Origin of the sequence: Pseudomonas sp. D4002, assembly GCF_013385665.1 — a bacterium.
In the GTDB taxonomy this organism is placed as follows: domain Bacteria; phylum Pseudomonadota; class Gammaproteobacteria; order Pseudomonadales; family Pseudomonadaceae; genus Aquipseudomonas.
In genome coordinates, this window is record NZ_JACAPN010000001.1 from 98366 (window position 1) to 114043 (window position 15678).

11 protein-coding genes and 1 tRNA gene are annotated in these 15678 nt (G+C 61.8%); 9 read left to right on the top strand and 3 right to left on the bottom strand.

Annotated elements, in window-relative coordinates; all coding sequences use genetic code 11:
- Positions 1 to 56: 56 nt before the first annotated feature.
- Positions 57 to 398, bottom strand: coding sequence for a DUF6124 family protein (locus tag HX824_RS00450; RefSeq protein WP_177054007.1), 342 nt, complete (start codon positions 396 to 398; stop codon positions 57 to 59).
- A gap of 522 nt (positions 399 to 920) precedes the next feature.
- Positions 921 to 996: transfer RNA gene (locus tag HX824_RS00455), tRNA-Thr, on the bottom strand.
- A gap of 24 nt (positions 997 to 1020) precedes the next feature.
- Between HX824_RS00455 and HX824_RS32840 the strand changes: the two genes are divergently transcribed.
- Positions 1021 to 1344: a hypothetical protein gene (locus tag HX824_RS32840; RefSeq protein WP_371319399.1), complete on the top strand. Its 324-nt coding sequence runs from the start codon at positions 1021 to 1023 to the stop codon at positions 1342 to 1344.
- 138 nt (positions 1345 to 1482) lie between these two features.
- On the opposite strand, the gene HX824_RS00465 is transcribed toward HX824_RS32840, so the two are convergent.
- Positions 1483 to 1713: a DUF2790 domain-containing protein gene (locus HX824_RS00465; RefSeq protein ID WP_003218078.1), complete on the bottom strand. Its 231-nt coding sequence runs from the start codon at positions 1711 to 1713 to the stop codon at positions 1483 to 1485.
- 691 nt (positions 1714 to 2404) lie between these two features.
- Here HX824_RS00465 and bcsQ point away from each other — a divergent pair.
- The 8 genes from bcsQ to HX824_RS00505 are packed head-to-tail and all read left to right on the top strand — an operon-like array spanning position 2405 to position 15678.
- Positions 2405 to 3388 carry a cellulose biosynthesis protein BcsQ gene (gene bcsQ / locus HX824_RS00470; protein ID WP_177054008.1) on the top strand — a complete coding sequence of 328 codons (984 nt, stop codon included), beginning with the start codon at positions 2405 to 2407 and terminating at the stop codon, positions 3386 to 3388.
- Positions 3385 to 5604, top strand: coding sequence for a UDP-forming cellulose synthase catalytic subunit (bcsA, locus tag HX824_RS00475; RefSeq protein WP_003218076.1), 2220 nt, complete (start codon positions 3385 to 3387; stop codon positions 5602 to 5604). Before bcsQ ends, bcsA begins: the two co-directional genes overlap by 4 nt.
- On the top strand, positions 5601 to 7859 hold the full coding sequence (gene bcsB, locus HX824_RS00480; protein WP_008435714.1) for a cellulose biosynthesis cyclic di-GMP-binding regulatory protein BcsB: 2259 nt from the start codon (positions 5601 to 5603) through the stop codon (positions 7857 to 7859). Before bcsA ends, bcsB begins: the two co-directional genes overlap by 4 nt.
- Complete coding sequence (gene bcsZ, locus HX824_RS00485) at positions 7856 to 9052, top strand: cellulose synthase complex periplasmic endoglucanase BcsZ (protein ID WP_008435713.1); 1197 nt, start codon at positions 7856 to 7858, stop codon at positions 9050 to 9052. Before bcsB ends, bcsZ begins: the two co-directional genes overlap by 4 nt.
- A complete protein-coding gene (locus HX824_RS00490) occupies positions 9034 to 12891 on the top strand; it encodes a cellulose biosynthesis protein BcsC (RefSeq protein WP_177054009.1) in 3858 nt (1285 codons plus the stop codon). The genes bcsZ and HX824_RS00490 overlap by 19 nt, the downstream gene beginning before the upstream one ends.
- Before the next feature lie 17 nt (positions 12892 to 12908).
- Positions 12909 to 13580: an SGNH/GDSL hydrolase family protein gene (locus HX824_RS00495; protein WP_003218072.1), complete on the top strand. Its 672-nt coding sequence runs from the start codon at positions 12909 to 12911 to the stop codon at positions 13578 to 13580.
- On the top strand, positions 13580 to 14245 hold the full coding sequence (locus tag HX824_RS00500) for an alginate O-acetyltransferase AlgF (protein ID WP_177041013.1): 666 nt from the start codon (positions 13580 to 13582) through the stop codon (positions 14243 to 14245). Before HX824_RS00495 ends, HX824_RS00500 begins: the two co-directional genes overlap by 1 nt.
- A gap of 17 nt (positions 14246 to 14262) precedes the next feature.
- Complete coding sequence (locus HX824_RS00505) at positions 14263 to 15678, top strand: MBOAT family protein (protein ID WP_177054010.1); 1416 nt, start codon at positions 14263 to 14265, stop codon at positions 15676 to 15678.

Genomic DNA, 15678 nt, shown 5'->3' on the forward strand with positions numbered 1-15678 from the left:
TGAACGAAAAACGCCCCGGACCGTGATGGTTCGGGGCGTTTTTTGGTCTGTCGGAATTAACTGATTGCAGGCGCGACTTGTTCCAACGCTCGATCTACCAGCATTGAACTCAACTCAATCAGTTGCTGAATCCCCAATGCCACTGCCCTTTGTGATCCTTCCAACTCAAATGCCAGATTCGAGACCATCTCGTTGGCTGATGAGAGGGTTTCTGCGGCATTGGCCAGCAGCGTTTCGGTATCCACATCGGGCGAAACGGAGAACAGATTACTGCCTGGACGCGCCGCAGGTTCTGCATCGTCTGATGGGTGCAAGTAATGATCAATCGCCCGCTGTGCGGCGGCATGAAGCTTGGCGTCGATTGGGGCTTGAGGCGGGTTGGGTGTGACCTTGAACATGGCGAAGCTCCTTTAGCGATTCAGGAACTGCCAATCTCACTTCCACATGAGGGTGGCAGCTGTGCGCAGGTGTGGAAGACCGGGGCTAAAGGAACCCGGCGCACCGAAGTGCCCCGCACACAGCCGCCATAACACAAGAATACAGGCGAAAAAAAACGCCGGCAGGTGTTCATGGGCGTTTGAGCGCCTTTAGCCATAGTACGGACTTCCACATCCGGCCGCTGATTTTGCAGCGACTGGGGGAGGTTAGCGGGGTGGTGGATGGGGAGGCAAGCTGATATGGGTGTACGAAAATTCGGGGCCGCAGCGGCATGTGCTCATGAATTAGCTCTTTTTATGGATACGCCATAATTATTGGCTACCCATAATTCTGCATAAAACGCTGAAGGCGGGACTTCGCTACAGGAATTGATCTTTCTGGAGGCTCACCGGCTTGTTCAGTTGGGGCGCCAGGCGTAGACAGAATATGAACACCCCAGAAACAACAAAGCCCCCGCATTTCTGCGAGGGCTTCGTTTTGTATGGTGCCGGCACCAGGAGTCGAACCCGGGACCTACTGATTACAAGTCAGTTGCTCTACCAACTGAGCTATACCGGCGTGTTAGGGCGACGATTATAGCGATTGGCAAGCATCTGTAAACCCCTGAATTCTGACTATTTTTGCAACCGACCGGGTTTTCTCTGCGCGGCCTCGTTTCAGCCACCCCAGCCCCGCCAATCCCATGCGCTGGATCACTGGAAAGGCCTGCGTGCAGAAAGCGGCAAGTGCCAGTTCCTGTCCTGGAACAACAACCTCAAGCCCGACGGCCGCTTCACCATCACGTTTTCCGCGATGCGCAGCAAACCCAGCCGATTCAAACCGAGAACGGCACCTGGTGTGGCGGCGGACCCGACTGGCGATTGCCAGGAGGATTATGAGTTCACCGAGCACCGTATTCGCGGTTAATGCCTTTTAACTTCAGATGAAATTTTGTGGCGAGGGAGCTTGCTCCCGCTGGGCTGCGCAGCAGGCCCAAAACAGTGGGAGCGCTGCGCACTCCAGCGGGAGCAAGCTCCCTCGCCACAGGTTTTGTCGTTCAGCTTTTTAGCTGCCTTCATTACACGAATCGGCAAATTTCTTGTACTCAAACACCCGCTTCTGCCCATGGGAATCCAGGTAGGTCATCCGCGCATTCACCACGCCACACGCCGCGCCTCCATCGTCCACGGTCGACAGTACCTGCTGTACATCCAGCTTGGGGCTGGCCTGGGCCGAAAAGGCGGCAACGTTAAGCAAGGCAAACAGGCTGCTGGCGATGAGGGTGTTGCGGTTCATGGTGATGTCCTCTGAGGTTCAATAGGGTGTGTGTTGCGTTGGAGCCTATTGAGCGCCCGGGAGGTATCCGGCCTGTGTCATGCACCCCGGCGTTTTGCCTCGGCATGTGTTGAGAAGGGGATTGCATACAACTTGATACAGAAACATATCCATTAGAGGCATTAGTGCCTCAGGGTCTTTCTCTTAGATGTTTTCGACATAACGGTCATCGTTTTTCCCTTGAATAAGGTGAGTGTTACCGTATTCTGTTTCGAAATATTAAGCGTCATATAAATAGCGGAATCGTTTAACCCGGTTCACGGAACGTTGGCGGTTAATTACTAAGTTGTAATTTGATTCGTCAGCTAAGCAATTTTTCCTGACCAGGCGGCCAGAAAAATTGTTAGAAGCCTCCGCAAGCTTCTGATCTGAAAGAAATTGATAAAAATTTGCCAAATAAGTCAAAAATACGGCACTCAGCCGCTCGTCGGAAAGAATTAATCAAAAAGCATCAAAATACTGACACCATCAATCTGATATCACAGAATGCCGCCAGCCAACACATAACTAGAAAAACCAAGGTCAGCTCAACGGGCTGACCTTTTTAACGCCTTTAAAGCGTAATAACCGGGGAGGGCCGTGGGTGAGTCGCGCAGACGATATTTCAAAACTATTCAATAAGCTGGGCGCCAATCCAAATGGCTACCGGGAGATGTACGCCGTCCACGATTATCTTGAGGATGACGTGGTGGTCGAGCCTTTCGACGCCGTGCCCATCCCGGCCCAAACCGCTTGCACCGTCGCGCTGGATGAGCCGCCGTCGGCGCCATTGCTGCGCTTGCTCGAAGAGCTGACCCAGGGCGAAGCCGATCACCTGCAACCTCCCGAAGTGGTCGAAGGGCCGACCGGTGAGGTGTACTCGGATCAATCCTCACCCAAGGTGATCGTGGTGGTCTCGCTCAAGGGCGGTGTGGGTCGCAGCACGCTGACCGCGGCCATTGCCAGCGGCTTGCAGCGTCAAGGCCACCCGGCCGTGGCGCTGGACCTGGACCCGCAAAATGCCCTGCGTCATCACTTGTGCCTGGGCCTGAATTTGCCCGGCATCGGCGCGACGAGCTTGAGCAATGAGTCCTGGGAAGGCCTGGCTGAGCGCGGCTTTGCAGGTTGCCGCCTGGTGGCCTTCGGTGAGACCAACAACGACCAGCAAAAAAACCTCAATCGCTGGCTCGGCGAAGACGCCCAATGGCTGCCCCGGCACCTGGCCGGCTTGCAGTTGAATGGCCAGGACACGGTGGTGATCGACGTGCCTGCCGGCAACACGGTGTACCTGCACCAGGCCATGGCCCTGGCAGACGTGGTGTTGGTGGCGGTGCAGGCGGACGTCTCCTCATTCAGCACCCTGGCCCAGATGGACAGTGTGCTGGCGCCGTACCTTGAGTGCGAAAAACCGCCACTGCGTTACTACGTGATCAACCAACTCGACGGCGCCCACCGCTTCAGCCTGGACATGGCCGAAGTGTTCAAGGCCCGCCTCGGCGATGCACTGCTGGGCACGGTCCACCGTGACCCGGTGTTCAGCGAAGCCCAGGCCTGCGGCCGCGACCCCCTCGACCCTACCGTCAACAGTCTCGGCTGCCAGGACATTCATGCCCTGTGCCGCACGTTGCTCGAACGCATCGATTCGGACCTTCCATGACCGACACTACGTCCTCTACGCCCCACACTCCGGGGCGCGCCGAGCAGCGGCTGGACGCCGCGATTTCGCGCTTCAATCGCTGGCCCGATACGCTGCGCAAAGTGCTGGTGGTGATCAGTTGTGTGGTCGGCACCTTGCTGTTGGTGAGCATTGTCAGCGCCCCGCTGGACCTCTACAGCCAATGCCTGTTTGCCGCCGTTTGCTTCCTTGCGGTGCTGCTGCTGCGCAAGATTCCCGGGCGCATGGCGATCCTCGCGCTGGTGGTGTTGTCGCTGGTGGCGTCGCTGCGCTACATGTACTGGCGGCTGACTTCCACCCTGGGTTTTGAAACCTGGCTCGACATGCTGTTCGGCTACGGCCTGGTGCTCGCCGAGCTGTACGCGCTGGTGGTGCTGATCTTCGGCTACGTGCAAACCGCCTGGCCGCTGCGCCGCGAGCCGGTGTGGCTCAAGACCGAGCCGTCGGAGTGGCCCACGGTCGACGTGTTCATCCCGACCTACAACGAGGCGTTGAGCATCGTCAAACTGACCATCTTCGCCGCCCAGGCGATGGACTGGCCCAAGGACAAGTTGCGCGTCCACGTGCTCGACGATGGCCGTCGCGACGACTTCCGCGATTTCTGCCGCAAGATCGGCGTGAACTACATCCGCCGCGACAACAATTTCCACGCCAAGGCCGGCAACCTCAATGAAGCGTTGAAGGTCACCGACGGCGAGTACATCGCGCTGTTCGACGCCGACCACGTGCCGACCCGTTCCTTCCTGCAAGTCAGCCTCGGCTGGTTCCTCAAGGACCCCAAGCTGGCGATGCTGCAAACGCCGCACTTCTTCTTTTCACCCGACCCGTTTGAAAAGAACCTCGACACCTTCCGGGCCGTGCCCAACGAGGGCGAGTTGTTCTACGGCCTGGTGCAGGACGGCAACGACCTGTGGAACGCGACGTTCTTCTGCGGCTCGTGTGCGGTGATCCGCCGCAAGCCCTTGCTGGAAATCGGCGGCGTGGCCGTCGAGACCGTCACCGAAGACGCCCACACCGCGCTCAAGCTCAACCGCCTGGGCTACAACACCGCTTACCTGGCGATCCCGCAAGCCGCGGGCCTGGCCACTGAAAGCCTGTCACGCCACATCAACCAGCGCATCCGTTGGGCGCGGGGCATGGCGCAGATTTTCCGCACCGACAATCCGCTGCTGGGCAAAGGCCTGAAGTGGGGCCAGCGCATCTGCTACGCCAACGCCATGCTGCACTTCTTCTATGGCTTGCCACGGTTGGTGTTCCTCACCGCGCCACTGGCCTACCTGATTTTCGGCGCGCAGATTTTCCACGCCTCGGCGCTGATGATTGTCGCCTATGTGTTGCCCCACCTCGTGCATTCGAGCCTGACCAACTCGCGGATCCAGGGGCGCTTCCGCCACTCGTTCTGGAACGAGGTCTACGAGACCGTACTGGCCTGGTACATCCTGCCGCCGGTATTGGTTGCGCTGGTCAACCCCAAGGCGGGCGGCTTCAACGTCACCGACAAGGGCGGGATCATCGACAAGCAGTTCTTCGACTGGAAACTCGCCCGGCCGTACCTGGTACTGCTGGCGGTGAACCTGGTCGGGCTGTGCTTCGGTCTTTATCAGTTGATCTGGGGCGACGAGTCCACCGCGGTCACCGTGGCGATCAACCTGACCTGGACCCTCTACAACCTGATTATCACCAGCGCTGCAGTGGCGGTGGCTTCCGAAGCGCGGCAAGTGCGCTCCGAGCCGCGGGTCAGCGCGAAATTGCCGGTCAGTGTGATCTGCGCCGACGGTCGTGTGCTCAAAGGCACGACCCAGGATTTCTCGCAGAACGGCTTCGGCCTGATCCTCGCCGACGGGCACCAGATTGCCCGGGGCGAACAGTTGCAGTTGGTGCTGTCGCGCAACGGACAAGACAGCCTGTTCCAGGCGCGGGTGGTGTTCAGCAAGGGCGCGCAGATTGGCGCGCAATTCGATGCACTGTCCCTGCGCCAACAAAGCGAACTGGTACGCCTGACGTTTTCCCGCGCCGACACCTGGGCCGCGAGTTGGGGCGCCGGCCAGCCCGATACACCGTTGTCAGCCCTGCGTGAAGTCGGTGCCATCGGCATCGGCGGCCTGTTTACCCTGGGTCGCGCCACGCTGCATGAATTGCGTCTGGCCCTGCGCCGCACTCCCTCACAACCGCTCGATACGCTGATGGACAAGCCATGACTTCCACACTATTTGCCCGCCCGCAGTCGCGCGGCGTGCTCGCGCTGATGATCGCTTCGCTGCTGGGCCTGGGCTCGCAGGCACAGGCAGCTGCACCCGCTGTTGCGGTGCAGAGCACTGACGACGGCTACAGCCTGACCCTCAAGCAACTGGGCCGTCGCGACACCATGAACCTGCAAGGCGTGGAAGCGTCCGACAGCGTCAACTTCGACATCCGTGCCGATGAAGTGGTGAAGGGCGCGCAACTGTTGCTCAAGTACAGCTACTCGCCGGCGCTGCTGGCGGACCTGTCGCAGATCAACGTGCTGGTCAACGACGAAGTCGCCGCCAGCCTGCCGCTGCCCAAGGAAGGCGCGGGCATCCAGCAGGAAAAACTGGTGCAGATTCCGGCGCACCTGATCACCGAATTCAACCGCTTGAGCCTGCAGTTCATCGGCCACTACACCATGTCCTGTGAAGACCCGCTGCACAGCAGCCTGTGGGCCAAGATCAGCAACAGCAGTGAGCTGAAAGTGCAGGTGCAGCCGATCGTCTTGAAAGACGACCTGTCGGTGCTGCCGCTGCCGTTCTTCGACAAGCGTGATGCGCGCCAGGTCAGCCTGCCGTTCGTGTTTGCCAGCGCGCCGGACAACGCCGCGCTGGAAGCTGCCGGTGCGCTGTCGTCGTGGGTAGGCGGCTTGGCCAGCTACCGGGGTGCGACGTTCCCGACCACCCTTGGCGAGATTCCGGCCAAGGGCAACGCCATCGTGCTGGTGCAAAGTACCCAGGCTGTGGATGTACACGGTGTGGCGGTCCCTGAGCCTAAAGGGCCCACCCTGACCCTGATCACCAACCCCAACGACCCGAATGGCAAGCTGCTGATCGTCTCCGGCCGGGATGGCGCCGAACTCAAGCGTGCCGCCACCGCCGTGGTGCTGGGCAACCCGGTGTTGACCGGCAACAGCGTGGTCATCACCAGGCTCGACACCCTGGCCCCGCGCAGCCCTTACGACGCGCCGAACTGGCTGCCCAGCAACCGTCCGGTACGCCTTGGCGAGCTGGTAGAACTGAAAAAACTCAACGTCTCCGGCTACAACCCGGGCCCGATCAGCGTCGACCTGCGCCTGCCGCCCGACCTGTTCAACTGGCGTGAAGAGGGCGTGCCGCTCAACGTCAAATACCGCTACACGCCGCAGCAGGTGTCCACCAACTCCTCCTTGCTGATCGGCCTGAATGACCAGTTCATGAAGTCTGTCGCGTTGCCGTCGGTGAGCAACCTGGGCGGCGGGCAGAGCCTGCTGGACCAGCTGAAGAAAGACGAAACCCTGCCCCGTGAAGTGACGACCCTGTTGCCGATCAGCTCGGCTTCGCCCAAGTCCAAGCTGCAACTGCGCTTCATGTACGACTACATCAAAGAAGGCGAATGCCGGGACATCATCGTCGACAACATGCGCGGTGCGATTGACCCGGACTCGAGCCTGGACCTGAGCAGCTACCAGCACTTTATCGCCATGCCGAACCTGGGCGTGTTCAACGATTCCGGCTTCCCGTTCACTCGTCTGGCTGACCTTTCGGAGTCGGCGGTGGTGATGCCGGACAACGTCGGCACCGATGAATTGAGCGCTTACCTGACTGTGATGGGCCGCTTCGGCGAGTCCACCGGCTACCCGGCCACCGCCGTCAAAGTGGTGCAGGCCAAAGACGTGCAAAGCGTTGCCGACAAAGACCTGCTGGTGCTCGCCACCGGCGGCAACCAGCCGCTGCTGCAGCAATGGCAGCAATACCTGCCGGCCACCAGTGACGGCCTGCAGCACCACTTCCTGTTGTCTGACCTGCCACGTTATGTGCGCAGCTGGATCAGCCCGGACGCCGCGGCCAACCAGCATACGGCCAATGCCGGCATCACCTTCAGCGGCCTGAGCAACAGCACCTGGTTCGCCGGCTTCCAATCGCCGCTCAAGGCCGGGCGCAGCGTGGTGCTGATCGCCAGCAACCAGCCTCAGGGCCTGCTTGAAGCGACCTCGGCGCTGATTGGCGGTGACGACTACAAAGACTCGATCCAGGGCAGCCTGGCGGTGGTGCAGGGCACGCAGATCAGCTCGTTGGTCGCGGACCAGCAGTACTACGTCGGCGACCTGAACTACTTCAAATTCATGCAATGGCAGCTGTCCCAGAACCTGGGCTGGATGCTGGCGATTACCTTCCTGGGGCTGTTGGTGCTGACCTGCCTGATCTACCTGGCACTGCGTGCCCGTGCAAAACGGCGGTTGGCATGAGCCCTTTGCGTAGCGCGATCCTGGCGGTGATTGGCAGCACATTGCTTGCCGGTGCCGCCCAGGCACAGACCTGCGATTGGCCGCTGTGGCAGAACTATGCCAAGCGGTTTATCCAGGACGATGGCCGGGTGTTGAACTCGTCCATGAAGCCGACGGAAAGCAGCTCGGAAGGGCAGTCGTACGCGATGTTCTTTGCCCTGGTGGGCAACGACCGGGCGACCTTCGACAAGCTCTGGACCTGGACCAAGTCCAACATGGCGGGCGCCGACATCGGCCAGAACCTGCCGGCCTGGCTGTGGGGCAAGCGTGACGATGGCAAGTGGGGCGCGATCGACAGCAACTCCGCCAGCGACGCCGATTTGTGGATGGCCTATGCGTTGCTCGAAGCCGCGCGCGTGTGGAACGCACCGCAGTACCGCAGCGACGCGCAACTGGTGTTGGCCAACGTTGAACGGAACCTGATCGTGCGCGTACCGGGCCTGGGCAAGATGCTGTTGCCGGGGCCGGTAGGCTATGCACACGCGGGAGGCCTGTGGCGCTTCAACCCCAGCTATCAAGTACTGCCGCAACTGCGCCGCTTTGCAAAAGAACGCCCGAACGCCGGCTGGAACGAAGTGGCCGAGAGCAACGCGAAGATGCTCGCCGACCTGCCGAGCAATCCCCATGGCCTGGCGGCCAACTGGGTCGGTTATCGCGCCACCAGCGCGAACACCGGGCTGTTTATCGTCGACCCGTTTTCCGATGACCTGGGCAGCTACGACGCGATCCGCACTTACCTCTGGGCCGGCATGACCGCCAAGAGCGACCCGCTGGCCGCGCCGATGCTCAAGGCCTTGGGCGGGATTTCCCGTGCCACCGCTGCGTCGGTCAGCGGTTTGCCGCCGGAGAAAGTCCACGTGCTGACCGGTGAAGTCGAGAAAAACAACGGCTACACGCCGACGGGTTTCTCGGCCTCCACCATGGCCTTCTTCCAGGCCCGGGGCGAAACCGCCCTGGCGCAATTGCAAAAGCAGAAAGTCGACGACGCCCTCGCCAAGGCGCTCGCGCCTTCGGCCCCGGACAGCGCCCAGCCGATTTACTACGACTACATGCTCAGCCTGTTCGGCCAGGGCTTCGCTGATCAAAAGTACCGTTTCGAACAAGACGGCACGGTGAAATTATCCTGGGAGTCTGCATGCGCCGTCACACGCTAGCCATTGCGATTCTGGCGGCCCTGGCTTCCAGCGCCAGCTTTGCCGAAACCACTGACCCACAAAGCCTGCTGATCGAGCAGGGCTATTACTGGCAGTCGAAAAAGAACCCGGAACGCGCCCTCGAGACCTGGCAGAAACTGCTGCGCCTGAGCCCCGAACAGCCGGATGCGCTGTACGGCATTGGCTTGATCCAGGTGCAACAACAGCGTCCGGCCGAAGCGCAAAAGTACCTGGCCCGCCTGCAGGCGCTGAGCCCGGTACCGCGCCAGGCCTTGCTGCTGGAGCAGGACATCACCGTCAACATCCCGGCCAACGCCAAGTTGCTGGAACAGGCCCGTGAACTCGGCGAGCCTGAAGAAGAGCGCGAACAAGCGGTGGCGCTGTATCGCCAGATTTTCCAGGGGCGCCAGCCCCAGGGCCTGCTTGCCCGCGAGTATTACAACACACTGGGCTTCACGCCCAAGGGCACGAACGAGGCCATCGCCGGCTTGCAGCGTTTGTCCCGCGAGCGGCCGAACGACCCGATTGTGGCGCTGTTCCTGGCCAAGCATCTGGCGCGTAACCCGGCCACCCGCGCCGACGGCATCCGCGCCCTGGCCAAGCTGGCACCGAACAACGACGTGGGCGGCAACGCCGATGAAACCTGGCGCTTTGCGCTGATCTGGCTCGGCCCGCCGAAGAGCGACCAGGTGCCGTTGTTCCAGCAGTTTCTGGCTGCGCATCCGGACGACAGCGAAATCCGTGCGCTGATGAACAAGGGCATTGCCCAAGGCAAGACCGGCGCCGGTTGGCAGCGTGATCCGCAGATGACCAAGGCGTTCAAGGCGCTGGATGACGGCGACCTGAAAACCGCCGAGCCGCTATTGGCGGCGCGCCTCAACGAAAAACCCAATGACGTCGATGCCCTCGGTGGCATGGGCGTGCTGCGTCAACAGCAGCAGCGCTTCAGCGAGGCTGAAAGCTACCTGGTTCAGGCCACCCGTTTGCCGGGTGGCGCGGCATGGCAGTCGGCGCTCAATGATGTGCGCTACTGGAACCTGCTCAACCAGGCCCGTGACGCCCAGCGTGGCGGGCGCGGCAGCCAGGCCCGCGACCTGGTGGCCCAGGCCGAACGCTTGAACCCTGGCCAGCCCGGCGCTGCCGTGGCACTGGCGGGTTTCCAGGCCCAGGACAATCAGTTCGACACCGCCGAAGCCGGCTACCGCAAAGTGCTCGCCCGTCATCCTGGCGACCCGGACGCGCTGAGCGGCTTGATCAACGTGCTGTCCCAATCCGGGCAGCCGGAAGAAGCCTTGAAGCTGATCGACTCGGTGTCGCCCGCCGAGCGCGCGAAGTTCGCGCCGAGTGTGAAAATCACCGCGTTGCGCGCTACCCAGGTCGGCAAGCTGGCCGAGCAGCGGGGCGATTTGAAAGCCGCGCAAGCCGCCTACAAACAAGCCCTTGATGCCGACCCGGAAAACCCGTGGACACGCTTCGCCCTGGCGCGCATTTACCTGCGCGACGGCCAGATTCGCAACGCCCGTGCCTTGATCGACGGCTTGCTGGCCAAGCAGCCGAACCAGCCGGACGCGCTGTACACCAGCACGCTGCTGTCGGCGGAGCTGGGTGAGTGGAAAAAGGCTGAAGAGACCCTCGCGCGTATCCCTGCGGGGCAACGTACCGCTGACATGAACGAGCTGGGTATCGATATCGCGCTGCACAAGCAGACCGACATCGCCATCGAGACCGCCCGCCGTGGCCAACGCCCGGAAGCCCTCGCGCTGCTGGGCCGCAGTGAAGCCATGACCCGGCAGAAGCCTGAGCGCCTGGCGGTGCTGGCGGCCGCTTATGTGGAAGTCGGCGCGACGCAGCAGGGCCTGGATATCATGCAGAAGGTTCTGGATAACAATCCGAACCCGACCGTCGACCAGAAACTGCTGTACGCCAATGTGCTGCTCAAGGCCAACCACTACACCGAGGCGGGCGACATCCTGCGTGAAGTGCAGGGCAAGCCGCTGAGTGAAACCGGTCGCCAGCGTTACGACGATTTGATCTACCTGTACCGGGTCAAACAGGCTGATGCCCTGCGTGAGAAAAACGACCTGGTCGCGGCCTACGACATGCTGTCGCCGGCCCTTGCCCAGCGTCCCAACGACGCAATGGCGGTAGGTGCCCTGGCGCGGATGTACGCGGCCAGCGGCAATAGCAAAAAGGCCATGGAGCTTTATGCGCCGCTGATTCAGCAGAACCCGAACAACGCTCGCCTGCAACTGGGCCTGGCGGATATCGCGCTGCAAGGCCGTGATCGTGGCCTGGCGGAAAGCGCCAGTGAAAAGGCGCTGTCCCTGGAGCCGGGTAACCCCGAGATCCTCACCTCGGCTGCGCGCATCTATCAGGGGCTGGGCAAGAACAACGAAGCCGCTGCACTGCTGCGCAAGGCGTTGGCGATTGAGAACAGCCAGAAGAGCCAGACGCAATTGGCTCAGGCCGGCTCCCAGGGCGCGCCTTACAACCCCTTCGTCGGCTTGCCGGGCCAGCGTCGCCAGGTCACCGACCTGACCGTTGCCGGCGCCGTGCCGCCGCCGATTGATGCACCGACCAATGTCGTGCCGGACAATGCCCTGGCAGCCTCCGCGCGTCCGGCGTCGAACAACTGGAACGAGCCGTTCGAGCCACCGTCGAGCATTGCTGCACTCGACACCGCCAACCTCAGCCCGGCACGTCGTGCGCTGGATACGATCCTGCGGGATCGCACCGGTTACCTGGTGCAGGGCTTGAGCGTTCGCAGCAACAATGGCGAAAGCGGCTTGAGCAAAATCACTGACGTCGAGGCGCCATTTGAAGCGCGGATGCCGGTGGGGGATCTGAACGTTGCGCTGCGCGTGACGCCGGTGCATGTGAGTTCCGGCAGCGTGAAGAGCGACTCTGCCACACGCTTTGGCGGTGGCACGGCCAACCCGGCGGGCTCCCAGAGCGACACGGGCGTCGGTCTGGCCGTTGCCGTGGAGAACCCGGATGAAGGCCTCAAGGCCGACATTGGTGTAAGCCCGCTGGGCTTTCTGTACGACACCATCGTCGGTGGCGCCAGCGTATCGCGACCGTTCTCCCAGGGCTCCAATTTCCGTTACGGGGTCAACGTTTCGCGGCGCCCGGTCACCGACAGTGTGACCTCCTTTGCCGGTTCCGAAGACAAGCGTACCGGCGAGAAATGGGGCGGCGTGACCGCCAACGGCGGGCGTGGCGACCTGAGCTACGACAACCAGAAGCTCGGTGTGTATGGCTACGCCTCGTTGCACGAGCTGTTGGGCAACAACGTCGAAGACAACACCCGCCTGGAGCTGGGCAGCGGCATCTACTGGTACCTGCGCAATACCCCGACCGACACCCTGACCCTCGGCATCAGCGGTTCGGTCATGGGCTTCAAGGAAAACCAGGGTTACTACACCTACGGCCAGGGCGGTTACTTCAGCCCGCAGCGCTTCTTCTCCCTGGGTGTGCCGGTGCGCTGGGCGCAGAGTTTTGATCGCTTCAGCTACCAGATAAAAAGTTCGGTGGGCATCCAGCATATCGAGCAAGATGCGGTCGATTATTTCCCGGGGCATAGCGATTACCAAAATGACCCGACCCGGGGCGATCCGAAATACGCCAAGGACAGCAAGACCGGCATCGGCTACAGCTTCAATGCCGCCGCCGAATACCGCCTCAGCTCGCGCTTTTACCTGGGTGGCGAAGTCGGTCTCGACAACGCTCAGGACTATCGCCAGTACGTCGGTAACGCCTACCTGCGCTACTTGTTTGAAGACCTGAGCGGGCCTATGCCCTTGCCGGTCAGTCCGTACCGTTCCCCTTATTCGAATTGATTTGATAGGAGTCATCCATGCCTGTTTCCGCTTCTGCTATTGCCGGCCTGACCCTGCTGGTATTGGGCGAAAGTCACATGAGCTTTCCTGATTCACTGCTCAACCCGCTGCAGGACAACCTCACCGCCCAGGGCGCCAAGGTTCACTCCATCGGCGCGTGCGGCGCCGGTGCAGCCGACTGGATCGTGCCGAAGAAAGTCGAGTGCGGTGCCGAGCGCCTGCCGGTTGGCAAGGCCGAGATTTTCGGCAAGAACGCCATGAGCACCACCCCGATCAAAGACCTGATCGCCAAGGACAAGCCGGACCTGGTGGTGATCATCATCGCCGACACCATGGCCTCGTACCCGGAGCCGCAGTTCCCGAAAGTCTGGGCCTGGAAAAGCGTGACTTCCCTGACCAAGGCCATCACCGAAACCGGCACCAAGTGTGTGTGGGTCGGGCCGGCGTGGGGCAAGGTCGGTTCGCAGTACAAGAAGGATGATGCGCGCACCAAGGTGATGTCGCAGTTCCTCGCCACCAACGTGGCGCCGTGCACCTACGTCGACTCGCTGACCTTCTCCAAGCCGGGCCAGTGGATCACCACCGACGGCCAGCACTTCACCATCGACGGCTACCAGAAGTGGGCCAAGGCGATCGGCGACTCCCTGGCGAAGTTGCCACCGGCCGCCGTGGGCAAAGGAGCGCAATAATGAAACGGATCACCCTGGGCCTGGCGACCTTGCTCGCCAGCGTCAGCGCCTACAGCGCCGACATCCCGCTTTACCCCACCGGTCCGGAGAAGGATTCGGCGTTCCTGCGCCTGGCCAACGGCACCGACGGCGAGCTGAAATTGCTGCCCCAGGGTTCCAAGGCCAGCCTGGTGTTGGGTGGCGACAAACTGGTGTCTGACTACCTGCCGGTGTCGGGCGGCAAGACCCCGATCAAGGGTGTGTTGAGCCAGGGCGGCAAGGATTCCGAGCTGGCCGTGACCGTCGCGCCGGGCGAGTTCGCCACCGTAGTGGCCGTGCCGGACGCCAAGGGCGGCACGCGCCAGCTGGTGATCCACGAACAGCCGGATGACTTCAACGCACTGAAGGCCTCGCTGGCCTTTATCAACGCCGACGCCGCCTGCGCCGACGCGAGCCTGGAAGCCGTGGCGCAAAAAGCCGAGCTGTTCAAGAAGGTCGCCGAAGGCTCGATTTCGCGCCGCATGATCAACCCGGTGGAACTGTCGGTGCAGCTCAAGTGCGCCAACGCGCCGGTGGGCCAGCCGCTGACCTTCACCCTCAAGGCCGGCGAACGCTACAGCGTGCTCGCACTGCCATCGGCCGCCGGTTCGAGGTTGCTGTTTACCTCCGACACGCTCGCTAACTGATCGGGCCCGACACCACCATGGTCTTTGCCTCACTGGAATTCCTCACGCTGTTCCTGCCGGCCTTCCTGTTGATTTATGCGCTGGCCCGTCCGGGCTGGCGCAACGTCATCCTGTTGATCGGCAGCTGGCTGTTCTACGGCTGGTTGAGCCCGCTGTTCCTGTTCCTGCACATGGTGTTGACCGTGGTGGCGTGGGTCGGCGGTTTGCTGGTGGACCGTTCCCGTGAAGACGGCAAGGGCCGGGTGCGGCTGTTGATCGCGTTGATCGTGTTCAACACCGCAGTGCTGTGTTGGTACAAGTACGCCAACATCGTCGCGGGCACCCTGAGTGAGGTAATCACCTGGTACGGCGCGATGCCGCTGGATTGGCAGCGCGTGGCGTTGCCGGCCGGGTTGTCGTTCATTGTGCTGCAGGCGATTTCGTACCTGGTGGATGTGCATCGGCACACCGTGCCGGTGGAGCGCAGCTTCATTAATTACGCGACCTATATCTCGATGTTCGGCCACTCGATTGCGGGCCCGATCATTCGTTATGACTGGGTGCGGCGCGAGCTGAACCAGCGTTATTTCAACTGGCCGAATTTCAGCCTTGGCGCTCGGCGTTTCATGATCGGCATGGGCATGAAAGTGCTGGTGGCCGACACCTTGTCGCCGCTGGTGGACATCGCCTTCCACCTGGAAAACCCGAGCCTGGTGGATGCCTGGATCGGCTGCCTGGCGTACTCGTTGCAACTGTTTTTCGACTTCGCCGGCTACAGTGCCATGGCCATCGGCCTGGGCTTGATGCTGGGCTTCCACTTCCCGGAAAACTTCAACCGGCCGTACCTCGCCAGCAGCATCCAGGACTTCTGGCGGCGCTGGCATTTGTCGTTGTCCAGCTGGCTGCGCGACTACCTGTACATCGCCCTCGGCGGCAACCGCGATGGCGTATGGCGCACCTACCGCAACCTGTTCCTGACCATGGCGATTGCCGGGTTGTGGCATGGCGGCGACAGTTGGAACTACCTGTTGTGGGGTTCGGCCCACGGTATCGCGTTGTGCATTGACCGGGCGTGGTCGCGCTCGAGCCTGCCGAGCATTCCGCCGGTGCTGTCGCACATCTTGACGCTGCTGTTTGTGTGCCTGGCCTGGACGCTGTTCCGCGCACCGGACTTCCATTCGGCACTGACCATGTACGCCGGCCAATTCGGCATGCATGGCATGGCCTTGGGTGATGCGTTGGCCGTGGCCATGCGCCCGGCTCATGGCATGGCCGCGTTGCTCGGTTTGGTGTGCATCATCGCGCCGATCTGGCAGACCCGCTGCGAGCAGCGTTTTGGTACGCAGCCCTGGTTTGTGGTGGCCGCATCCCTGTGGCCGGTGGCCGGGTTTGTGTTGTCGTTCGCGCTGATTGCCAGCCGCGATGCCGTACCGTTTCTGTACTTTCAGTTCTAA